This is a genomic window from Niallia sp. FSL M8-0099 (assembly GCF_038006945.1).
Classification (GTDB): Bacteria; Bacillota; Bacilli; order Bacillales; family Cytobacillaceae; genus Niallia; species Niallia circulans.
In genome coordinates, this window is record NZ_JBBOWF010000001.1 from 2,190,579 (window position 1) to 2,213,478 (window position 22,900).

22 protein-coding genes are annotated in these 22,900 nt (G+C 34.5%); 12 read left to right on the forward strand and 10 right to left on the reverse strand.

Going from position 1 to position 22,900, the window contains the following annotated elements; translation table 11 throughout:
* Positions 1-226 precede the first annotated feature (226 nt).
* Entirely contained in the window at positions 227-952 is a 726-nt protein-coding gene (locus NSQ92_RS10765; protein WP_047940677.1) for an MBL fold metallo-hydrolase, read from the forward strand.
* Between the two features lie 158 nt (positions 953-1,110).
* Here NSQ92_RS10765 and NSQ92_RS10770 read toward each other — a convergent pair whose 3' ends face one another.
* A complete protein-coding gene (locus NSQ92_RS10770; protein ID WP_047940676.1) occupies positions 1,111-1,734 on the reverse strand; it encodes a LysE family translocator in 624 nt (207 codons plus the stop codon).
* A gap of 397 nt (positions 1,735-2,131) precedes the next feature.
* Between NSQ92_RS10770 and NSQ92_RS10775 the strand changes: the two genes are divergently transcribed.
* The 4 genes from NSQ92_RS10775 to NSQ92_RS10790 all read left to right on the forward strand — a co-directional run bounded on the left by NSQ92_RS10775 (position 2,132) and on the right by NSQ92_RS10790 (position 4,204).
* Entirely contained in the window at positions 2,132-2,569 is a 438-nt protein-coding gene (locus NSQ92_RS10775) for a diguanylate cyclase domain-containing protein (RefSeq protein WP_053215580.1), read from the forward strand.
* A 273-nt stretch (positions 2,570-2,842) separates the two neighbouring features.
* Entirely contained in the window at positions 2,843-3,217 is a 375-nt protein-coding gene (locus NSQ92_RS10780) for a hypothetical protein (RefSeq protein ID WP_047940673.1), read from the forward strand.
* Positions 3,214-3,759 (forward strand): hypothetical protein, encoded by a 546-nt coding sequence (locus NSQ92_RS10785; protein WP_047940672.1) that lies wholly within the window; start codon positions 3,214-3,216, stop codon positions 3,757-3,759. The genes NSQ92_RS10780 and NSQ92_RS10785 overlap by 4 nt, the downstream gene beginning before the upstream one ends.
* Before the next feature lie 148 nt (positions 3,760-3,907).
* Entirely contained in the window at positions 3,908-4,204 is a 297-nt protein-coding gene (locus NSQ92_RS10790) for a Parvovirus coat protein VP1-like protein (RefSeq protein ID WP_095320116.1), read from the forward strand.
* Between the two features lie 107 nt (positions 4,205-4,311).
* Here the strand turns inward: NSQ92_RS10790 and NSQ92_RS10795 are convergent, their stop codons facing one another.
* The 3 genes from NSQ92_RS10795 to NSQ92_RS10805 form a co-directional block, all read right to left on the reverse strand.
* Positions 4,312-5,580: a glycoside hydrolase domain-containing protein gene (locus NSQ92_RS10795; RefSeq protein ID WP_341132554.1), complete on the reverse strand. Its 1,269-nt coding sequence runs from the start codon at positions 5,578-5,580 to the stop codon at positions 4,312-4,314.
* A gap of 118 nt (positions 5,581-5,698) precedes the next feature.
* Positions 5,699-6,649 (reverse strand): L-lactate dehydrogenase, encoded by a 951-nt coding sequence (locus tag NSQ92_RS10800; protein WP_047940670.1) that lies wholly within the window; start codon positions 6,647-6,649, stop codon positions 5,699-5,701.
* Between the two features lie 131 nt (positions 6,650-6,780).
* Positions 6,781-6,999, reverse strand: coding sequence for a hypothetical protein (locus tag NSQ92_RS10805; protein ID WP_341132555.1), 219 nt, complete (start codon positions 6,997-6,999; stop codon positions 6,781-6,783).
* A 191-nt stretch (positions 7,000-7,190) separates the two neighbouring features.
* Here NSQ92_RS10805 and NSQ92_RS10810 point away from each other — a divergent pair, with 191 nt between their 5' ends.
* On the forward strand, positions 7,191-7,712 hold the full coding sequence (locus NSQ92_RS10810) for a GNAT family N-acetyltransferase (protein WP_047940668.1): 522 nt from the start codon (positions 7,191-7,193) through the stop codon (positions 7,710-7,712).
* A 47-nt stretch (positions 7,713-7,759) separates the two neighbouring features.
* On the opposite strand, the gene NSQ92_RS10815 is transcribed toward NSQ92_RS10810, so the two are convergent.
* Both NSQ92_RS10815 and NSQ92_RS10820 read right to left on the reverse strand, forming a co-directional pair.
* Positions 7,760-8,602: a TIGR03943 family putative permease subunit gene (locus NSQ92_RS10815; RefSeq protein ID WP_341152774.1), complete on the reverse strand. Its 843-nt coding sequence runs from the start codon at positions 8,600-8,602 to the stop codon at positions 7,760-7,762.
* Between the two features lie 15 nt (positions 8,603-8,617).
* Complete coding sequence (locus NSQ92_RS10820; protein WP_341152775.1) at positions 8,618-9,484, reverse strand: permease; 867 nt, start codon at positions 9,482-9,484, stop codon at positions 8,618-8,620.
* Between the two features lie 187 nt (positions 9,485-9,671).
* Here NSQ92_RS10820 and NSQ92_RS10825 point away from each other — a divergent pair, with 187 nt between their 5' ends.
* From NSQ92_RS10825 to NSQ92_RS10835, 3 genes are all read left to right on the forward strand, one after another.
* A complete protein-coding gene (locus NSQ92_RS10825; protein ID WP_341152776.1) occupies positions 9,672-10,928 on the forward strand; it encodes a polysaccharide deacetylase family protein in 1,257 nt (418 codons plus the stop codon).
* Positions 10,929-11,051: 123 nt separating this feature from the next.
* Positions 11,052-11,468: an RrF2 family transcriptional regulator gene (locus NSQ92_RS10830; protein ID WP_341132557.1), complete on the forward strand. Its 417-nt coding sequence runs from the start codon at positions 11,052-11,054 to the stop codon at positions 11,466-11,468.
* A gap of 89 nt (positions 11,469-11,557) precedes the next feature.
* The gene (locus tag NSQ92_RS10835; RefSeq protein ID WP_047940664.1) at positions 11,558-12,454 is read left to right on the forward strand and encodes an NAD(P)/FAD-dependent oxidoreductase; all 897 of its coding nucleotides are present in this window, start codon (positions 11,558-11,560) and stop codon (positions 12,452-12,454) included.
* 72 nt (positions 12,455-12,526) lie between these two features.
* Here NSQ92_RS10835 and NSQ92_RS10840 read toward each other — a convergent pair whose 3' ends face one another.
* Together NSQ92_RS10840 and NSQ92_RS10845 are read right to left on the reverse strand one after the other, a co-directional pair.
* Positions 12,527-13,504, reverse strand: a complete 978-nt coding sequence (locus NSQ92_RS10840; protein ID WP_047940663.1) for a LacI family DNA-binding transcriptional regulator — start codon at positions 13,502-13,504, stop codon at positions 12,527-12,529.
* Positions 13,505-13,510: 6 nt separating this feature from the next.
* Positions 13,511-14,992 (reverse strand): sucrose-6-phosphate hydrolase, encoded by a 1,482-nt coding sequence (locus tag NSQ92_RS10845; protein ID WP_061796158.1) that lies wholly within the window; start codon positions 14,990-14,992, stop codon positions 13,511-13,513.
* A gap of 221 nt (positions 14,993-15,213) precedes the next feature.
* Between NSQ92_RS10845 and NSQ92_RS10850 the strand changes: the two genes are divergently transcribed.
* Complete coding sequence (locus tag NSQ92_RS10850; protein ID WP_341152777.1) at positions 15,214-17,160, forward strand: sucrose-specific PTS transporter subunit IIBC; 1,947 nt, start codon at positions 15,214-15,216, stop codon at positions 17,158-17,160.
* Positions 17,161-17,233: 73 nt separating this feature from the next.
* Positions 17,234-19,432: an alpha-galactosidase gene (locus NSQ92_RS10855; protein ID WP_341152778.1), complete on the forward strand. Its 2,199-nt coding sequence runs from the start codon at positions 17,234-17,236 to the stop codon at positions 19,430-19,432.
* Between the two features lie 225 nt (positions 19,433-19,657).
* On the opposite strand, the gene NSQ92_RS10860 is transcribed toward NSQ92_RS10855, so the two are convergent.
* Positions 19,658-20,554 carry a LysR family transcriptional regulator gene (locus tag NSQ92_RS10860; protein ID WP_341152779.1) on the reverse strand — a complete coding sequence of 299 codons (897 nt, stop codon included), beginning with the start codon at positions 20,552-20,554 and terminating at the stop codon, positions 19,658-19,660.
* 113 nt (positions 20,555-20,667) lie between these two features.
* Here NSQ92_RS10860 and NSQ92_RS10865 point away from each other — a divergent pair, with 113 nt between their 5' ends.
* Positions 20,668-21,558 carry a TSUP family transporter gene (locus tag NSQ92_RS10865; protein ID WP_163186846.1) on the forward strand — a complete coding sequence of 297 codons (891 nt, stop codon included), beginning with the start codon at positions 20,668-20,670 and terminating at the stop codon, positions 21,556-21,558.
* Positions 21,559-21,980: 422 nt separating this feature from the next.
* Here NSQ92_RS10865 and NSQ92_RS10870 read toward each other — a convergent pair whose 3' ends face one another.
* A complete protein-coding gene (locus NSQ92_RS10870) occupies positions 21,981-22,643 on the reverse strand; it encodes a DUF975 family protein (RefSeq protein ID WP_095257263.1) in 663 nt (220 codons plus the stop codon).
* Positions 22,644-22,900 lie beyond the last annotated feature (257 nt).

The window sequence follows — 22,900 nt, forward strand, 5'->3', positions numbered from 1 at the left end:
TTGGGTTTTCTTTATTTTAAGAAAGGAGTTTGGAGGAATCGTCTGCAAACTGAAAACACTTCTTTTACCATGGAGCGAGCGCCGAGCCGCTTCGATTTTTAACCTATTTACTTCTTCGCCTATTTCAAATCTAAACATCATCCCCATACTTACAAATTTATATTTTACTAATTAAAACGAAAACGCTATACTTATAAAAAAACTATCAGAGATGGGGAACAATATTATGGCAGAATTAAAAGGAATAGAGATCTTGACGATTGAAAAAAATTCCTTTGTCATTCACCCAACCCTTATATGGGATGAAAAACAAACCTTATTAATCGATACAGGAATGCCTGGGTTTATGGAAGATATAAATGTAGTGATGGCTAAAGCAAATAAATCCTTGGAGGACTTAACGGGAATTTTGTTAACACACCAAGACATTGATCATATAGGTAGCTTACCAGAGATATTAACCGCTTGTACGCAGTATTTAACAATTTACGCACATGAAGGAGATATACCTTTTATTGAAGGGGATATACCTTTATTAAAAGCAAATCCTGATAATTTTAGCGAAAAAGAATGGGAATCACTTCCTGATCCATTTAAATTTATTTATCTCCATCCACCAAAGGCAAAAGTTACTGCTTCTCTACATGATAACCAACTATTAGACATAGATGGAGGTATAGAGATTATTCATACACCTGGACATACGCCAGGACATATCAGCCTGTTTCATAAAAGATCCGGTACTTTAGTTGCTGGAGATGCCTTACTTGCTGAAGATGGCCGATTACAGCATCCAGATCCAGTAAACACACCAAATATGGAGCTTGCGATTCAATCCCTAAAAAAGCTTTTAGCTTATCCGATTAAACAAATAGTTTGCTTTCATGGAGGAATGGTTACAGAAAATATCCAAGAGCAATTAGAAGGTTTGGTTCAATCGAAAGCTCTTTAAGTAGTGCACTATTAGAAATGATCCTAAAATTGCCTTATATAATGTTAGGAGACATTTCTAATAGTCACTTTTCATTTCAAATAGTCTATTATTTAGACAACTTTTCTCTATATAGTAAAGGAATTGATTCTGCTGGAGAATAAAAGAAACAGCTGCAATTATAAAAAGAACTGAATTCCCCGAATCCCAAAATATCCTCCAAATAGAATAAGAATAAGTCCAGAAATTCTACTAACAATAGTGATTAGCTGTTCAGATACGACATTTCGGAAAAAACTAGCCAGTACAGATACGGTAATATCCCAAATCGCTACGCCAAATAACATGCATCCCGTGTATAGAAGTACCGTACTTGTACTAAAATTATGTATAGTAGAGGCTAAAATAGATCCATATATTCCTAGCCAGAAGATAATCGATAGCGGATTCATAATACTCATCAGTAATCCAGTAACAAATGACCGAAACATAGAATTATTGTCTTTACCACTCCTTGATATAGTGCTAGTTTTAGTCATGATACCTTCTATCCCTGTATATATGAGGACAAATGCACCGAACAACCAAAGAAAAGTTTGAACAATTGGGATATTAGCCAATTTTGCTACGCCAAAGTATACGAGAATGATAAAAAATACATCACCTAGGAGAGAACCTAACGACAGAACCCACGCATGATGAAATCCATATCTAAGCCCTCTGTTTATAACAGCAGCATTCACTGGTCCTATCGGCGCTGCTAAAGACAAACCCAAGGCAATATAATATAAAATACTATCCATAAAGATCCTCCTAATATAAACGTCTATAATTAACGTATTCAATAAGGAGAGCATGTACCACATTTTTAGAAAACTTTTTTCTATTTATAATAGAATTGTATATTTGGCAAAAAACAAAATGAAATAGTCCATACTTCTCTTGAAAAAGAGGAAATCTTTTAATAATAGACTGACAATGATATAATAATTTTAAAAAAGAAAATACAGAAAATACCTATTTGCCTATAATTATTTTTGGTAGGGGACATAACCATGAATGTAAATGATACGCCATCTCTTGATTTTTTTCGTATACTTGTTGAACATGTAAGTGACTGGATATGGCAATTAAACGAACATTGGCAATTTACGTATTCCAATTCAATTGTTGAGGAGATATTAGGTTACTCATAAAACCATGTCTGAATTAATAGAATTCCAGAATGAAAGCCATTCATTTGCTTTACTATTTATAGACATTGATGACTTTAAACAAATAAATGATTCATTAGGGCACAAATACGGTGATCGAGCATTAAAACTCCTTGCAGCGAGAATGAAAGGTTCAATAAGAGAAACTGATTTTTTATGTCGTTTGGGTGGAGATGAATTTATTCTTATCATTAAGGATATGAATACAGAACATGAATTAGAAAATTACGCTAAGAGATTACTTGCTATTTTTAATCATCCTCTTCGAATGGACAATAAACTTTATTCTATTTCTTGCAGTATCGGTATCAGTATCTATCCATATCATGGGAGGGATATCGAAACATTAATGCAAAACGCTGATAAAATTATGTATCAAATGAAAAAATCAGGAAAAAACGGCTATCAAATTACTAAACAATAAAAAATTGAATTCAAAGGCAATGTCTTTGAATCTTTTTCTTCATAGGTATAAGGACTCAACATTAAAACTATCCTTAATTAATTTCGATTATTCTTGGAAAAATCAATTGACAACACGGCTGTTTGCAACTATTTTCATATAATAAAAGTTGCAAAATTATCCCAACTCATCTAACTATTGAAGGATTTTGTAGAATATCATCGAAAAATAATGAAAAAGAATGTATAATAGATACTTAGGAAACTAGATTCTGAAAGAGGGAGGATCTTTAAAATGGAATGGACACTAGCCATATTGTTTATTGCAGCAGCCATTTTGCTCATTACTTCCGTAATTAAAGCAAAACAAACGTCAAAATCAGAGCAACGTGAAATAGATGTAATTCACCTTTCTGTGATGGAAGAAATAGCACAGTTGCAAAAACAAATACGCCATCTTGAGTTGGACATAGAAATATTAGAAAAACAAACAGGCGTTCAGCTAGCTTCTAAAGACCGAATGGTTTTACGAGAAGTGCTTGACTTGCATAGACGTAAGTATTCAGTTGAAACAATTGCAGCTCAAAAAAAGCTTACTCAAGCTGAAGTAGAAGAAATGTTAGCTCCTTACTTAACTGGAAAAGAGGAAAGGAGAAGTGTTTTACAATGAAGCCATCAATAATTACAAGTTTCGCAGCGGGAGTTCTTTTAGCAACTTCTGTTAGCGGCATTGTCTATTTTTCTACGAAGGATGATACAGCGAATGCTGAAACAAACAATAATGTCCAAAAAGTAGATAAAGTAGCAAGTGATGCAGCAAATACGCCAACTGTTGAAGAAATGAAAGATATCTTAACAAGCAGTGGTTATGTTGTACAAACTTCTGAAGAAGCAAAGAAAAAAGAAGATGATGTAAAGAAACAAGCATCTGAATCTAATACTTCTGAAGAAAAGAAAGATGACAAAAAAGAAGAAGATAAGAAAAAAGAGGAAGTTAAAACAGTTACTGTTACAGTTTCAAGTGGTATGACTAGTTATGATGTAGGAAGCATTTTACATGATGAAAAAATCATTAAAGAAACCGCCTTGCAATTCTCGCAAAAAGTAGATAAAAAAGGCGTAGCAGAATACTTAAGGCTGGGATCGTTTAAAATTAAAAGCGATATGTCAACCGACGAAATTATTTCCACTATCTTCAAAAAACGAAGCTAACTTATAAAAGCTTGTCCGAAGTATTCCTTTGGACAAGCTTTTATTGTTTATGAAACAATTTTTCATATGGAAGTTTTCTTTTTTTAGATTGATTTCCCAAGCTATTTTTTACAAGCTTCATAATCTATATAGAAGGGAGAATCAGAGAATGCAAAAGAAAAGAAGGAAAACGATTAAACTATGTCTGCCTGGCGGTTATCGATATTGCGGTCCCGGCTGCAGTGGTCCTGGTGCACCTATCAATTATGTTGACTCCTGTTGCCAAAGGCATGATCAATGTGTAGAGACATATGGTTCTTGTCGCTATTGTGACGAAAAATTACTTCATTGTGTCCAATCAAAATCTAGAGAACGAAATCAAGAAGGGAAGACTGCCAGACTTATCTCTGATTTCATGCGATTTCGACTTGAAATCAATGGCGGATGGAGAGGCAGACACTTATAACTTCCTATAACGCGACTTCGAAAAATTATTATGTGATTTCCAAATTTCTAGATTTAAAAAACGAACATCTTACTTTCCGAATTATTCGTTAGTAAGATGTCCATTTTTTAATGTTTCCACAATACATCTGTCAGGTTGCTGTCAAATAGATTAGTATCTATATTACATGTTTCATCATTAATACCATATTGCCATCCATATGCAAGCGACTCTTCCGGTGCATCCACTTTAAATTCGGGGGCATCTTCTTCTGTAGTTATCCCAATATTAGGAGAGGCAGACCATAGAAATGTATTATCTTTTATTTCCGCTTTGTTTTTTACAGCTTGATTAAAGGAAGCAGTTAACGCTTCATCTTTATCAAAAATACCATAAATAGCAGGCTCATAGGTAGATTTACTAACTTCGGCATACCATCCTTCTATAAAGGCGGCATCCACAGGATAATTGGGTTCTATGTCCGCAAAAATGGCGACACCATCTGGAGCTTCAAGCTCCTTAGCCAACTCAATTGCCTTCTTTGCTTCACTTACACCATTATCATATCCTGTTGCGTCTGTAAACCCATTATATATGAGTAAGATATCCGCTTCATTGGAATGAATTAAATCGACTTGATCTGCCGTTAAGCCATGAGAAACACCTTCATTTGTTCCTAGATAGCGCGCAATCACTTTAGGATCTCCAAAGTTATCTCTTACACAAGCAAGAAAATCCTCTGTTGTTTCACTAGCAGAATCAATTCCCCATAAATAGGATGTTTCTTCCTTGTTGTCCTTATTTCCGTTTGATTCGTTCCCGTCGTTTTCTTTCTTACCATTATCTTCTTTATTATTCTCGTTATTGTTTGTATCCCCATTTTCATTATTGGATGATTCTTTCTTTCCATTGGTATTAACTTCATTGGAGACATTAACATCCACATTTAAATCTAAATCATTCAATATATTATTCGCTAGCTCTGCTTTGTTACTAGAGAGAATATTATTCGTAATATTATTATTTGTCGTACCATTTATCTGACCTTTTAACAAGTTTTCAATAGTATTATTAATAGTGACAGATGCTTCTTTTTCTGTTTTATTATCAATGCTATTGTCAATAGCAGCATCCTTATCTTCTAAGTCATTTTTCACCTTATTTTCAATTGTTGCTTTAGATTCGCCACCAACTATATTCTGGATGTTATTTGTTACTGAAATATTAATATTGCCTGGAGCGCTTTCTGTTGTGGCATTACTCTCGGAATTGAGTGAATTGCCTTGCTCTTTATCTGCTTCCACTTTATTTGTTTGAAAAAGCAAAACAGTAACAATTCCAGAAAAAAGAATCAAGAAAGTAGCAGCTGCTATAAGAAGGTATTTCTTCCAATCCATTCTGTCACACCTTTCCTAATTTACTTACTTTATAAAGTATGTAAATTAGAGAATTTGGGTGTGGGCTATTTTTGGATTGAAATATCTCTTCATTTCAGCAAACAGAAGGCTTAGAGTGTTAGGTAAAGTGAGGCTTAAGAATATCTTTTAAAATAGCAGCACTTTGCTGAAATTTTTCTTGTTCATCTAAAGCTAATTCCAACTCGATAACTTCTCGTATTCCCTCTCTATTTATAACGGCGGGAACACCAATATAGACATCCTTTTCCCCATATTGGCCATCCAAATAGGCAGAAACCGTTAATACACTATTTTCATTACTTAAAATTGCTTTTGTTATCCGTACAAGTCCCATCGCAATCCCATAATAGGTTGCACCTTTTCCTTCAATGATCTTGTAAGCCGCATCCCGAACATTCACAAAAATATTATCTAAATCTTCCATTTTATAATGAGCAGCTCTTTTCATTAACTTATAAACTGGAATACCAGCAACATCTGCCGCACTGTAGACAGGAAGTTCACTGTCCCCATGTTCTCCAATAATATAGGCATGAACGCTAGTAGGAGCAACTTTAAAATAATCTCCTAGTAAATAGCGAAATCTTGCGGTATCCAGTATCGTACCAGAGCCAATGACTTGATTTTTCGGCAAACCACTATAGCGCCAAGTAGCATAGGTTAGAATATCTACTGGGTTTGTAGCAACTAAAAATATTCCATGAAATCCACTTGCCATTACTTGTTCGACAATGGATTTAAAGATTTTTAAATTCTTTTCCACTAAATCAAGACGGGTTTCTCCTGGTTTTTGATTGGCTCCTGCACATATGACAACTAAATCCATTTCAGCACAATCTTTATATTCCCCATATTTAATACTAATTGGATTAGGGGCAAATACCTTGCCATGATTCAAATCCATCACATCGCCAAATGCTTTGTCCTTATTTAGATCAATTAATAATAATTCATCTACAATTCCTTGATTCATTAAAGCAAAGGCATAGCTAGATCCAACAAATCCAGCGCCAATTAAAGCTACGCGACTAACTTTATTACTTAGCATTTTCTACTCCCCTTTAAAACTATTTATTAAATAGCGTTTGTCTATCCCTTGCGAATTATGTATTTTATAAAAAATGTTACCGAAATTATAAAAAAGAAGACATCATACAAATGATATCTCCTATACAATATCTAACGCTTTCTTTTTTTATTATCTACTGCAAGTACGGCTTTTTTTACCACCTTTTCAAATTCCACATTTACTTGATATACCTCTTCTTTTAATTGATTCACGGATAGGACTTTGCCTTTTCGTCCTTTTATTTTTACAGGTAGATCAATATTCGGTATGTCTTGCCGTAATTGGGTCAATACATTGGTACTATTTTCAAAATAATGGACAGTAATCATTCAATAACACTCCTTTAAAGGAAGTTTTTTCGGATATTAAAATTAATATGGATAAAAGAAATAATTTAGAACGGTAAACATGCTAGTCATTAAAAAGACAAACCTTCCATTCATTTTAAATATTTTTAAACAAACTTGCTTAATCTTCGCTTATAATAAGAAAAGAATAAACAAAGGCGAGGGAACCAAATATGAACATTTCCTTTAAAAAAATAGATAATCCAACTGATCAATTAATTTCTTGTTTAAATAAGTGGGAAAATGACCCAAGACTTATCCCGTTCATTCATCCTTGCAGAAATAAAGAGGATTTAGAAAACTACGTACTTGTTACAAAAGAGGAAATAACAAAACGATTAACCAATTACCACATGTATGCTATTTATTTAGATGATATTCTTGTTGGAGAAATGAATTATACGATTGATCCCATTCATCTATATAGGAAAGAACAAGGGACCGCTTGGATCGCTATTACAATTGGCGAAGAAGTTGCAAGAGGAAAAGGTGTCGGATCAACATCATTAATCTATCTAGAAGAGCAGATCAAAAAACAAGGGTTTAACAGGATTGAGTTAGGCGTATTTGAATTTAATAAAAACGCACATAAATTATATAAAAAGCTTGGATATCAAGAAATTGGCAAAAATAAATTCTTCACTTATTATCAAGATAGAATGTGGGATGATATTCGCATGGAAAAATATATATAAAAAAAAGGAGAGAAGTGCTGCATATAAGCAAACATTCTCTCCTTTTTTTAATACTGTCTATATACATAAGGGTCATCTGGCTGATTAATGGACTTCCAATCTGTAACTTTAAGAATCGGAATGGTTTTCTTAAATGGTTGATAGTACACTGTTTCAAGCTTACCTGTTACTTGGAGCCATTGATCATTCTCTCTTTTCAATTCATCCGGAATATCAAGAAGCATTCCAAAAACACCAGCATCAGCAATACAATGGATAATCCCAAAGCGCAGCAGGAACAGCTGATTATTGGTTAAATCCTCTTCCTTGTAAGTAAATCCTGTCAACGTAATTTTTCTATCCATAAATTGACCTGGATAATTATAGATTGTTTCCAAATCATTTAAAAAATTATCTTCCCCTAATTTAATTTCAGGGAGATTCTTTATTTTATCTAAGCCCTTATCCATCACTTCTGCATAGCCTTCTTTGCCATAATAGCTACTCGTATTTGGCTGCAGGAATTGATGCTGACTATATTCATCTCCTTCATCATATGCAGGGAAATAGAGTCCCTTTTTCTCCACAATATTCGAATCAAGGGTAGCCACTGGAAGTATTAAACCAGTAAGAATAGGAATAAGCAATGTTATAATCGTAAATCCACGTTTCCACCAGCTATTTTCTTCATGGGAATGATCATGTCCACAATGATTACACGATGCATCATGTGTATGTTTATCCTTTTTTACATAGTTATAGACACATATAATTGTAAAGAGTACAAATATATAGATAGCAGACTCTGAAATATAAGCATATTTCATATTAATATATTTAGATATATCGCCAGTTGCATGTAAATGTAGAAATAAATAAGTTAAGCCTATTAACACGAATATTCGAAACATGTTTTTTTCACCTCTTTATAGAAAAATTGTTACGAGAAACACGCAAACTGTAATTAGACCAGTTAATAGAATGACAAACTTAGCTTTAAATGTGCTTAGCATCATCAATGTATTTTTGATATCCAACATAGGACCAAACACAAGGAAAGCAAGAATAGATCCTTCAGAAAAGCTGTTTCTAAAGCTCGCTGCAACAAATGCATCTGCTTGGGAACAAAGACTTAATATGTACGCAAGTCCCATCATAACAAGATGAGAGGAAGCCTGACCGTTTCCTATTGAAACAAGGGTAGAAGTCTTAACTAAAGTTTGTACTGCTGCAGCAATAAACGAGCCAATAACTAAGTATTTTCCAACAGAGAAAAATTCATCGATCGAATGCTTGAACATAGCTTCGATTCGGTCTTTAAAAGAGTGAATGTGCACGTGTTCAATCACATGACTTTTCAGCGGCGATTGCTTTACTGATTTATGCAGAGCAAGTCCAATAAGAATAGAACAAACAAGCGCCAATACAGAACGAAGAATTACCATTCTCCAGCTATTCCCGAAAGCAATATACGTCGAGAACATAACTACTGGGTTAATAATTGGTCCGGTAAGCATAAAGGCGATACTGGCAGGAACCGGTACACCTTTTAAAATTAACCGCCTTGTAATAGGAATAATTCCACATTCGCATGCAGGAATAATGCTTCCAACTAAAGAAGCAAATAAAATGGCCAGGATTGGATTTTTCGGCATCATTTTTGCAATAAGTTCCTCTGAGACAAAAATTTCGATAATACCCGAAATCAGAACCCCAATTAGAATTAAGGGCAATGCCTCAATGATAATACTGATAAAGATCGTATTTAACTGTAATAAGGTTTCCATATTCATTTTTTAAACACCTACTTTTTTGGTAAAAATCAGAAAGTCATCATTATAAAGAAGATTTATTAAAATCAGATGAGAATAAGGGAGAATCACTACTATTAATTATTAATTATTGCAAACGAATACACGAACCTTTACATTAAATAGTAGGAAAGCAGAAAGGAAGTGAACGAAGCTGAAGAGAAAGCTTTTGCTTTTTTTGGTCGCACTATCACAATGTGTTTTCATCGTAGCCTGTAGTGCTCCGTTACAAAAAGAATCAGAAAATCTTAAGCAGAGTCATATAAATCCAGAACAAAAGAATAGGCAGCAAACTGCTGACTATATAACTGTTCTAGTAGAAGCAGCAAATAGAGGCATGACGGATACAAGTTCCTTTAATATCTTTACAAGTACCATCGAACAAGTAATTAGCCAATGGGGGGAGCCGGATCAAACAGATCAAGTAGGAGAAGGGTACTATGCCATCTATAAGGATAAGGATACCGTATTTGGATATACTGCAAAAGGCGATATTTATGATATTCGTTCCAATAAAAAGCGATTAAATAGATTATCTCTATCGGATTTAAAAAAGAAAATAGGGGAACCAGCAGAAATTAGAGTAGGGAACGGTGAACAAATAATTGTCTATAACCTTAGTGAAGATGTTCAGCTTAAGTTTATAATTTTAAATAAAACCAACAGAATAGACCATTTATCTATCTATCACAAAGTTAGAGGGATACAAGAGAAATATGCCTTAACTATCCAAGGCGAATCTAATCAACTTACCAATAAACAATGGGAAACGATGCAAAACTGGAGGAGGGAGATTGTGAAATTCCAAGATAATAATGCGAATGTATACATCAATGGGCGGAATGAAAAGAAAGTTTCTTTAACCTTTGATGATGGTCCTGATGATATCATTACCCCAAAAATCATTGAAATATTACAGCAATATAAAGTGAAAGGGAATTTTTTCTTTATCGGCAGTGAAGCAGAAAAACATCCGCAAGTTGTAAGAAATGCTTATAAAAACGGGAATTTAGTTTTGAGCCATAGCTATCATCATGTTGACTTATCTGGTTTAGATAAGAACCAACAATTAGAGGAAATAACACGGGCAGGCAATACTCTTCAATCGATAATTGGAAAAGAACCTGCAATGATTCGCCCACCATATGGAGAAACAAATGAAACGCTAATGAAAAACGCCGAACTAAAAGGATATTCTATTATCATTTGGTCCATCGATACACTTGATTGGTCACAAATGGAGGCAGAGAATATTATTAGAAATGTCACCAATCATTTGCGAAACGGCGATATTATTTTAATGCATTCAGATTCAGAAAAAACAGAAACTGCAAAGGCATTACCAAAAATAATTGAAACTATTCAGGAAAGAGACTTTGAAATAGTCGGTCTCGATGAATTACTAGGGATAGAGGCATACCAGTAAATAGGAAGGGAGTTCTCCTTAATAAAAGGAAATTCCCTTTAAAACTTGTTTTCTTCTCTCTCTTTCTATATAATCAATTATAGACATTAAAGATCTTTAATATATCCGTAAAGAGGTAGTATTATGAAGTATTCAAGAGCAACGAATTATGCATTACACACTATGGTATATTTGACACTTGCATCACAAGGGAAAGCTGTAGGGGTAGATCAATTAGCTAAAATCCAAGATTTATCTCCAACATATCTATCGAAAATCTTAACTAAACTTGTTAAAGCTGGCTTAATTGAATCAACACCAGGTGTTAATGGTGGTTATCGTATTATAAAACGTGCCGAGGAAATTTCCTTTTTAGATGTAATTACGGCTATTGAGGGAAACACATCTTTGTTTAGCTGTTCATTAGAGCATGATAATAGAAAAAATGGCGAGTGCTTAATTGAAAATGTCATGTTAGAGGCTGAAACAAAGATGCGTGAACATTTAAGCCAAAAATATATACGCGATATTGCTAATCAAATTGAACATAATGCTAAGTAAAAAATAAAGGTGATAACTCATCTTTATTTTTAGTCTAATTACGGATATTAAGAGTCTTTAATATATGTTATTAAAAGGAGGAATAAGCATTGTTAGATTGTATTGTTATAGGTGGAGGACCCGCCGGTTTAAATGCCTCACTTGTTCTTGGAAGAGCACGAATGAAGACGATCGTATTCGACGACGATAAACCTCGAAATTCCGTTACCCAAGAATCACATGGCTTCATAACAAGAGACGGTATTAAGCCTTCCCAATTTAAACAAATTGGGAAAGAAGAATTAAAAAAATATCCCGATGTATCCTTTAAAAGCCAGCGAGTAACAGACATTAAAAAGGTAAATAAACACTTCACCATTTTTACCGATCAAAATGAATCTTATCAGGCAAAGAAAATTATATTATCTACTGGACTGATTGATATTCTGCCCGATATTGCTGGCTTGCATCATTTTTATGGAAAAAGCATATTTAGTTGTCCTTTTTGTGATGGTTGGGAACTTAAAGATCGAGCTTTAGCAGTATTGGCAGAAAATGATCATACTTTTCATTTAACCAAATTGCTTTTTAATTGGAGTAGAAACATTATCGTTTGTACAAACGGCAAGAAGATACTTACGAATGAGCAACTTGACACGCTAAATAACAAAAATATTAAAGTAATCGCACATGAGATAGACAGACTGCAAGGCGATAACGGACAATTGCAAAAGATTATCTTTAAAAATGGGGAAGAGATCGATAGAGAAGGTGGTTTTGTCACAGCCGAACTTCAACAAGCCGTTCCCTTTGCTGAATCACTTGGATGTATATTAAATAAGATGGGTGGAGTGGAAACCGATGCTCTTGGGCGGACAAATATAGAAGGAGTATACGCAAGTGGAGATAATACTCTATTAACACCACCACAGTTGATAAACGCTGCAAGCCAGGGAAGCAAAGCTGCTTCAGGAGTAATAGCTGACTTAATTAATGAGGGCTTTTAATTAAGAAATAAATACTTGTTTTAGCAAGACATTCATAAACATGAGAAAACAAACGGGCAAACAAGGCGAAAATCAACTTGTTTGCCCGCTAATTAGTTTTACGGGGATTTCATAACGGTCTTCCTGATCATTTACTCCGTCTATTTTTTGAATAAGAAGCTCTACACAAAGCTTAGCCAATTCTCCGAGAGGCTGCTTCACCGTAGTTAGTTTAGGGAAATAATCCTCTATAAAGGAAGTTCCATCATATCCGACTAGTTTAAAATCTTGTGGTGATGTTAAACCAAGTTTTTCCGCTTCATTTATAACTAAAAGTGCTTTCATATCATCTGAACAAAAGATTCCCTCTGGCTGCTCTGTTTTAAGAATTTTAGCTATCTCCACCGATTTTCTCAAGGGAGTAAAACTTCCGTTTATGGAAAATATTCTTGGTTGTAAACCAGCATTGTTCATTTCATCTATATAGCCCTTTGTCCGTAAATAGGTTGGTGATTTAACATCATTGCTTCCAGTCAACATGATTATTTTTTGGATACCATGGTTGAGCAAGGAGCGTGTCGCTAAAACACCGCCCTGATAGTTATCACTGCTTACAATGGGAATATTAGGTGCAAGGAAACGGTCAAAGCTTATAATAGGGGCCTTGATATTCGTGTAATCATCATGGTTTAAATTATGTGCACCTGCAATGATTCCTTCTACTTGATTTGCTTGGAGCATTTGAATGTACTCCCGTTCTTTATCCGAATTATGTTCGCTATTACATTGGATTGTTTTATACCCCGCACGGAAAAGTTCTCGTTCTAAATGATCAATCAATTCTGCATAGAAGACATTATTCAAAGCAGGAAAAATTAATCCAACTAGCTTTGTGGACTTCCCCTGCAAACTGCGAGCAAGATTATTTGGTTGGTAATGAAGCTCTCTCATTGCTTCATGAACCTTAGCAATTGTTTTTTCTGATAGATAGCCTTTTTTATTAATAACACGGCTGACCGTCGTAGGACTCACCCCAGCTAATTTGGCTACATCGGTTAATTTTGCAACCATTTTAATTTACCTCTTCTGATTATTTAGTCTCCATATTGTACCGCTGAGATTACGTTTAGAATGCAGGTAAATAAATGTTTGTGATTCATCTGGAAAAACACGCCCTGTAATAACTCGTTCTCCTTCATTTACAAAGCACTCAAAAACGGAGGTATCAGCAAATATATTTACTTTAATTTCTGTATTCTTCGAAACATATGCTTCTCGCTGGAAACCATATTCTTGCGCAAAACGTTGGCCAGCATATTCTCTGTCTACAGAAACTTTACCATTTACCGAATCGAGTGTAAAGGCTAAATAACGGGTTTTATCTACATTTGAAAAGAGCAATATTTTCACAATTTCATTTGCGGGTACGCTTACTTCAAGTTCAAATCGATTGGTCTTCGCGTCAAATGACTCATAAAATGAATTCTCTATTTCACGCAATTTAATTGTTTCTTTAACTGGATATTGTTTTAGCTTCCCATCCTGTAATGTAAGTTCCTTCACTAAACTTAATAAACCTTGATAACCTTCTTTATCTGTCGGATAATTAATTTCCGGTAATCCAATCCAACTAATCGCAAGGGCCCTGCCATCAGGAGCATTAAATGCTTGTGTTGCATAGACATCGAAGCCTTCATCTAGATTTTGCAAATTTGTTGTCTTAGTGATTGCCGCCTTAACCGGGTCAAACGCTTCTCCAACGGTATACATATTCGGATAAATATTTTCATATGATTGAATTCTTTTAGATATTCCTTGTGGACAGAATAAGAGAACAGGTACCTCCTCAATAAAAATAAGATTCGGACATTCAATCATAAAGCCAAGTTCTTGATCAGAAAATGCTAATTCGCTAACCAATGTCCAATTTTTAATATCATTTTCTAATGCTTTGTAGAGAAAGATAGCCCCTTTTTTATCTGATTGTTTTTGAGCACCAATAATCATATACAATTGATCTTGATAACAAAAAATTTGCGGATCTCTAAAATGATCTGTTGTTTCATTTGGCTGGTTAATCAATGGTTTAGGAAATTTATGAATGGTTCCGTCTTTATACATAAAAGCCCCATTTTGGAAGCTGTATCGATTCCAATCTTTGTCCCTAACATTTCCAGTATAAAAAAGGAAGAGCTTGTCTTCATCAATGGGATAAGCTGAACCTGAATAAACCCCATGTGAATCATAATTATTGTCAGATTGTAGGGCAATCCCATTTTCTTCCCAGTGTATTAAATCCTTGCTTTCTAAGTGATACCAGCTTTTTAAACCATGTACAGCTCCGAAAGGATAGTACTGAAAAAAGAGCTGCCATTTCCCATTAAAGAATGAGAAGCCATTTGGATCATTTAACAAACCGGTTTTGGGCTCAATATGATACCCAGTACGCCACTTGGAGTTTTCCACTGATTTACTTAAAGCGTTCTTATAGTCAATGTCCCATTCTGAATAGGGTTTATATCTAAGATCTCGTGTCCAATTGTTAACAATATCTGTCATGTAATTAAAACTCCTTCATTGTAGTTCATAAGTGTACTTAAGGGCATTTTAAAACGTTCTCAAAAATATGTCAAACGTTTTCCTGTTTAATTTAACTACATTTATTATAATTATTTAAATCAAATAAATTTTTATGATAAACGTTTGACATAAAATAAAAACGATGTTAAATTAATCGTGCAAAAGGTTTTGAAAGCGATTTAATAGAAAGGGGAATTCACATGAAACACAGAGAAGTAGCTGAACGTGTAGCCAAAGCGTTGGGTGAAGATAACTTAATTGCTGCTACACACTGTGCAACTAGATTAAGACTTGTTGTAAAAGAAACAAAAAAGATTGACCAAACAGCTTTAGATGATGATCCAGATTTAAAAGGAACATTTGAAGCGAATGGTCAATTCCAAATTATCGTTGGTCCTGGTGACGTAAATGAAGTGTATAAAGAATTAATCAGCATCACTGGTGTTGGTGAAGCAACAAAAGCTGATTTAAAAGAAGTAACGGCACAAAAGGAAACGAATCCTGTCATGAAATTAGTAAAGCTCTTATCCGATATCTTCGTTCCGCTAATTCCAGCTTTAGTTGCAGGCGGGCTGCTAATGGCCTTAAATAATGTCTTAACAGGAGAAGGTTTATTCGGGCCAAAATCTATTGTTGAAATGGTCCCCGGTATTAAAGGTTTTGCAGAAATCGTCAACTTAATGGCCTCTGCACCATTTGCCTTCTTACCAATTTTAATTGGTTTTTCTGCAACAAAACGTTTTGGCGGAAATCCTTATCTGGGAGCAGCAGCAGGGATGATGCTTGTTATGCCTGAACTGGTAAATGGCTATGGGGTAGCAGAAGCTGTTGCTACAGGGCAGATGCCACATTGGGATGTATTCGGCTTACATATCGCTCAAGCCGGCTATCAAGGCCAAGTATTACCCGTGATTGGAGTAGCTTGGATTTTGGCAACACTTGAAAAGTTCTTCCATAAGCATTTAAACAATGCAGTTGATTTTACATTCACACCATTGTTTTCCGTAATTATTACTGGTTTTGTCACATTTGCATTTGTTGGGCCATTATTACGCGGTGTTTCCAATCAATTAACAGATGGATTACTCTGGTTAATTAATACACTTGGTGGAGTTGGTTATGGTTTATTTGGATTGGGATATTCTGCAGTTGTATTAACAGGATTGCATCAATCCTTCCCAGCAATAGAGACACAATTGCTAGCGGATATTGCAAAAACAGGAGGAAGCTTTCTATTTCCAATCGCATCAGCTGCTAACGTAGCACAAGGAGCAGCATGTTTAGCGATCTTCTTCTTATCAAAAAACCAAAAGCAAAAGGGATTAGCGTCCTCAGCTTCTTTCTCAGCAATGTTAGGAATAACAGAGCCAGCATTATTTGGGGTTAATTTAAAACTTAAATTCCCATTCTTTATCGGCCTTGTTGCAGCAGGTATAGGAGCAGCATTTATGGGATTCACTGGAGTGCGTAATGTATCTTTAGGTCCTGCAGGAATAATTGGCTTTATCGCTATCAGCCCAAAAGCAATTCCCATGTTTATGATTGGAGTTGTTATTAGTTTTGTGCTCGCTTTTGCAGCTACAATGCTTTATGGACGAAAAAAATTGAATGTTCCATCTTCTAATTCTCAAGGTACTGAAACATCTGAAACAGATACTACGATTAATAGAAAAAGAGCATTTAGTGAAGAGATTACGGCACCAGTTGAGGGGAAAGCGGTTGATTTAAGGAGTGTAAATGATCCTGTTTTCGCTTCTGGTACAATGGGAAAAGGAATTGCCATTATTCCGCGTTTAGGAAAAATTTATGCTCCAATCGATGGAGTTGTGACAGTTACTAGTGATTCTAACCATGCATATGGAATTCAATCAGAGAAAGGTGCAGAAATTCTTCTGCATATCGGGATAGATACAGTAAAAATGGCAGGGGATGGGTTTAAAACCTATATAAAGCAAGGTCAAAAGTTGAAAAAAGGAGACTTGCTAGGAGAATTTGATATGGCGAAAATCAAAGAAGCAGGGTTTGATTCTACCGTGATGATGATTGTCACAAATTCTTTTGAATATTTAGAGATTAATAGTATTAAGGATTCAGATATTAAGGTAGGAGATAAAGCTTTAACCTTAATACAATCAGAAAGCAAATAATGTTCGATCCTTAATATTTAATGAGTGAAATAGACTGGTATAGATAGAAAAACGTATGCAAGGAGGTACTTCATTGCCTATATTTCTTGAAAAGGATGGAAAGACACTTCATTTACAAAACAAGCAAATAAGTTATGTCCTCTCCATAGAAAAAGATAAATATGTCTGCCATCGATATTGGGGAAGAAGACTAGAAAGTTTTAATGGAAGCACTCAGCTTCAAATGATAGATCGCGGCTTTGCCACTAATCCGTTTCCTGAAGAGAGAGTGTTTAGCTTAAACGCACTACCTCTGGAAACAAGTACACAACAAAGCGGTGATCATCGAATCGCGAATTATACAATACGTTCGCATACCAATCAAACACGCACTGATTTTATTTTTAAGAAATTTGATATCCTATCCGGGAAACAGCCACTGAAAGGTTTACCTACATTAGAAGGAGAGGATACTACTGTTACGACATTAATTATTACTTTATATGATGATATTCAGCAGCTGGAAATGAAGCTTTACTATCATCTTTATGAACAACTGCCGGTTATAACAAGACATGTGGCTTTTCTTAATCACGGGCAACAAGATGTATTCCTTGATAATGCCGGAAGTCTTCAAGTAGATATCGCGGCAGCTACTTTTGATTTATTAACTCTTTACGGATCTCATACAAATGAAGCAAACATAAGTAGAAGGAAATTGCAAAATGGAATTCAAAAAATAGAAAGTACTCGTGGTGTAAGCAGTCCACAGCATCAACCGTTTTTAGCACTTTTAAATCCAAATACAGATGAATTCAGCGGAGAAGTACGTGCATTTCATCTCATTTATAGCGGGAATTTCCAAGCACAAGTCGAAGTAGAACAATATGGTTCAGCACGTGTACAACTTGGCATAAATACGGAAGGTTTTTCATGGAAGCTTTCACCTGGGGGCAGCTTTGATACCCCAGAAGCTGTGATGGTTTATTCTAATCATGGGTTAAATGAGATGAGTCATACTTTCCATACACTTTATCAACAGTATCTTTGCCCTAAGTCATTTCGAAATCAAGAGCGGCCAATTGTATTAAATACGTGGGAAGCTAATTATTTTGATATCTCAGAAGAAAAAAGTGAGAAATTAGCGGAGGCTGCAGCACAAATAGGCATAGAAATGTTTGTATTAGATGATGGCTGGTTTGGAAAACGAAATGACGATACTTCTTCCCTTGGTGATTGGATGGAGAATAAAGATAAACTGCCAAACGGGATAGCTGGTTTAGCCGAGACGGTGAAAAATAAAGGAATGAAGTTTGGTTTATGGTTCGAACCAGAAATGATTTCCCCAAATAGTGAGCTATTTAAAGCGCACCCTGATTGGGTTATCCATACCCATGGATATAAGCCCATAGAAGGAAGAAGACAGTTAGTCCTAGATTTATCTAATCCAGAAGTACAAGAGTTTTTAATAAATGTATTATCGAAATATTTAATAACAGGCAAAATCGATTATATTAAATGGGATATGAACCGACATTTAACCGATATTGGCAGTACCGCTTTTCCTAAAGATCAGCAGGGGGAGATTAGTCATCGATATATACTAGGTTTATATCGAATCCTCGATACATTAGTAAAGCAATTTCCGAATGTACTATTTGAAAATTGCTCAAGCGGAGGGGGCAGATTTGACCCTGGAATGATGCATTATATGGCCCAGACTTGGACAAGCGATAATACAGATGCGTTATGCAGGACAAAAATTCAATATGGATATAGTTTACTTTTTCCTCCGATTATGATGGGAGCACATGTTTCTAGCGTGCCTAACCATCAGGTGGGAAGGATCACTTCACTTGAAACAAGGGGAAGGGTTGCAATGAGTGGCAATCTTGGATACGAGTTAGATTTAACAGAAGCAGCGGAAGAGGAACTACGAGAAATAGAAAACCAAATTTCTTTTTATAAACAGCAGAGAAAGCTTTTTCAGTTCGGAAAATTTTATCGATTGAAAGCGCCAGGAGAATATTTCGAAAGTGCTTGGATGTTTAAAAATGAAAAAGAAGCGATAATTGTTTATTTTAACGGGATAGCACGGCCTGCTGTGCCAGTTAACTATCTCCCTGTTTATTATCTGGAAGATCTTGCAATCTATAAGGATTTAGCAACCGGAAGACTATATTCAGGCAGTGAGCTTAACTATGCAGGAGTGACCATTCCACGTGTGAAGGAAGATTACAAAACATTGATTTATCACTTTGAGAAAGTAGAACCGCAAACTAATAAGACATGAATAGAGAGGGGGGATAAATAAGGATTAAAATATCGAATAACCACTAATTTTCTATTTATTAATGATATATATTTCTATCTAGATTCCTAAGGAATTAGCAGAGCTGGTGAGATTCCAATGATGAGATTAAAAAGAGGAATCTCACCACTCGTTCCTTGGAAATCAAAAAGTATTCAAGCAAAAGCTAAAATACTTAACCTCATCAAACATCTAAAAATGCCAATTTTAGTTCGTATAATCCATATTGTTTAGTGCATACAGTAATTGATTAACGAGAGGGGAAAGCTCTACGTTTTCATTGCGTCTACAAAGGAATATTGGCCGTTTAATTTCAACTCCTTTCACCTTAACCACACCTACTTCCTTACGAAGCACATGTTCCTTAACTGCAAGAGAAGGAGCTAACATGACTCCATAACCAGCAATAACTGAATGAATAGATTCGTTTAAGCCGTGAAATTGCAATCCAACAGGAGGGTGATTCACACCATGAATTTTACACAAAGAATATAACATGTCTCTTGTTGAGCTTCCGTTTTCTCTTACTAAAAATGGCTCTTGAACCAACTGTGAAAATGAAATTTCTTTGCCAGAAAATTTATGCTTTCGCGGAACGATGAACCAAAAATCAACATCCATTATGTGTGTGAGATGCAATTCTGGTTGCTCCCACCGTTCTTTTACAACAAGAGCTAAATCTACTTTATAGCGGAGTAATTTCTCAATCGCTTCGTTTGAGTTACCACTATATAACTCTATATGGAGTAAAGGATTATCTATTTTCAATTTTGCTAATAGAGAAGGTAATAAAAAATTAGCCGGTAAATATGTGGATGCTATTTTGATATTATCTAGTATTCCAGCTTTCAGTTGGTTTATTTTCCCCTCAATATCTCTTTCTAAATCAAATAAACGTTCCCCTTGCTTATATAAAAATTCTCCTTCCTTTGTTAATTTAATTCCTCTTCCCGCAGACTCAATTAATGTCAATCCTGTTTCTTTTTCTAAATTTCGGATTTGCATAGTTACAGCAGGCTGACTAATAGAAAGAACTCTTGCTGCATCTGTAACACTTTTTGCAGAGGCAACAGTGATAAATATACGAAGAGCATGAAGGTTCACTAATCTTCACTCCTATAAATAATATTTATACATCCTTAAGAAATATATATTAGACTTATCTATTATAATTATATAACCTTTTTATTAGAAATGGTAAAAAGGAGTCTATAATCATGAACTTACCGATGATCAAAGAAGAAAGCAAACTACAACAGAAACAAATAACACGACAAAAAATCTTTTTCTGTATTATTCTAATCATGCTAGTATCAATCGGACTAGCGACAGCATATTTAGGAAGAAGAGAGGGGAATTATCAACTATTTACATTAATGTTAATTGGTCTAGGAGCTTCCTTTATTGGAACATTAGCAGGAGGGGGTGGCTTAATTACCGTTCCTGGTATGATGTTAACAGGTATTCCCATTCAAACAAGTATTGCTACTAATAAGTTTTCCTCAGGAATTGCGGCACTTTCTAGTGTTTTCTATTTAATAAGAAACAAACAGCTAAGTGTCCACTTTCTATTAATTACTATCCTAATCGCTGTTTTAGGTGGAATAGGGGGAGCACTAGTAACTACAAATATACAGGAAGAAACGATGAATATCATTGCGTTTGCATTACTTTGTTTTGCCTTAATAGTAACAATAAAAAATAAACAATGGACTGCTACTATACAACAAGATAAAAAGCAAAAACAACAAAAAACAACAAAGAAAAGATTATACATCCCTTTCCTTATTGCAGCATATGATGGGGGATTTGGACCAGGATCCGCCACATTTAGTATTTTATTTTATTTAAAAAGTAATTTCACCTATATAAAAGCTGTGCAAATGACAAGAGTTATTATTCTTGGCAGCTGTACAGGAGGATTTATTATTTATTATCAGAACGGTTTTATTAATTGGTATTATGCCATTTGTATGGCAGTTGGTTCTATTATTGGATCACAGATTGGATTACTCGTATTGCCTAAAGTTTCTCAAAAAGCAGCAAAAACTCTTTTGGTGGTTATTATAAGTGCATTGATGCTGCAAATGATCGTTAAAATAATTTAGTTGTATTAGCATAATTGGTAATAGTTGAAAAGAAATAGTGGATTAAAAATTTCAGCAATTTTTTATAAAACTAAAGAATAGAATTGGAGGTTATAATGACTTTTTATTCTAGTTTACATAATATATATTATACACAGCAATTAAAAATTCAGCAAATCATATCTCATTACAAAGTATACTCTAGATAGTGAGACAAAATAAAAAAATTCCTTATCATTATCTATCACAATCTATTGTTAACTAACTGTATCGTATCTTTATGGACACTTGAATTTAATTGCTTAATAATTTTAAAATTATTATTAGTTTTTTATATGCTCAATATAATTTTTCATTGAAGAAAACTTCAAAAATTAAATTCAGCTTCCATCAAAAAACCAGAAAACACAAGGTTGAATGGTGTTTTCTGGTCTATAAAAAAATTAAATGGTTTCTTTCTCATTGTCAGCAATCAAATTCTGATAAAATGTGGCATTAGATGTATATATATATGGTGCCAACCATAGAAAACCGATTCCTAATGTGAATAAACATAAAATGCCCCATCCTATAAAGCTTAAATTTAATAAAAAGTACTTTCCTTTATAGCCTTTCATTCTTCGTCTGCTTTCCGTAATTGCTTCGAAAACTGAATACTCTGGATGATCTTTTAAAAGCATAAAAGTTTGTGAATATGCTAGTGCTTTAATAATACCAGGAATTAATAATAATAAGGACCATAAAAAAGTAAAAATACCAATCATAATAGACGTTCCAATTAGTTTAAGCATTGTTTTTACGTCTGTATATATGGTGAAAACTTGAGAAATCTCTGTGGTTTTTTCTCTTACAATGTCAAGATAAAACCATACAATCGATATAGATAAAGGAATTAATAGAAGGCTAATAATAGTATTTAGTATCGTCGCCTGCGGGGGTGCATAATCTTGATAAATCCAATTCATAAATCCGCCGCTCGCGTATATTTCAATCGACAGATTAACACCTGCACTTAAAATAAAATATAGGAATGTGAGTCCAACTGCCTTCCCCCATTCTCCTTTCAAATATTCTCTTGCTTCACGCTTAATTGCTGAAATTTTCAATATATATCCTCCTTTAATAGACTATCTTTCTAATTATAACTTTTTTTGTAATAGAAAGAATTAAGTGATAAATATGGTGAAATAAAATTTCTAAATTTCTTATTTCCCCCTATCTATACGAATATCCCATAGAAAAGTTTCTACTGTTTTCATATTTTAAAAAGAATTAAGTGCCTTGATGTTGCAGATTGAAATATACAGGCTAAATCATTCATAAAAAACCAAAGATGTCTATACAAAGACCCCTTTGTTTTTTT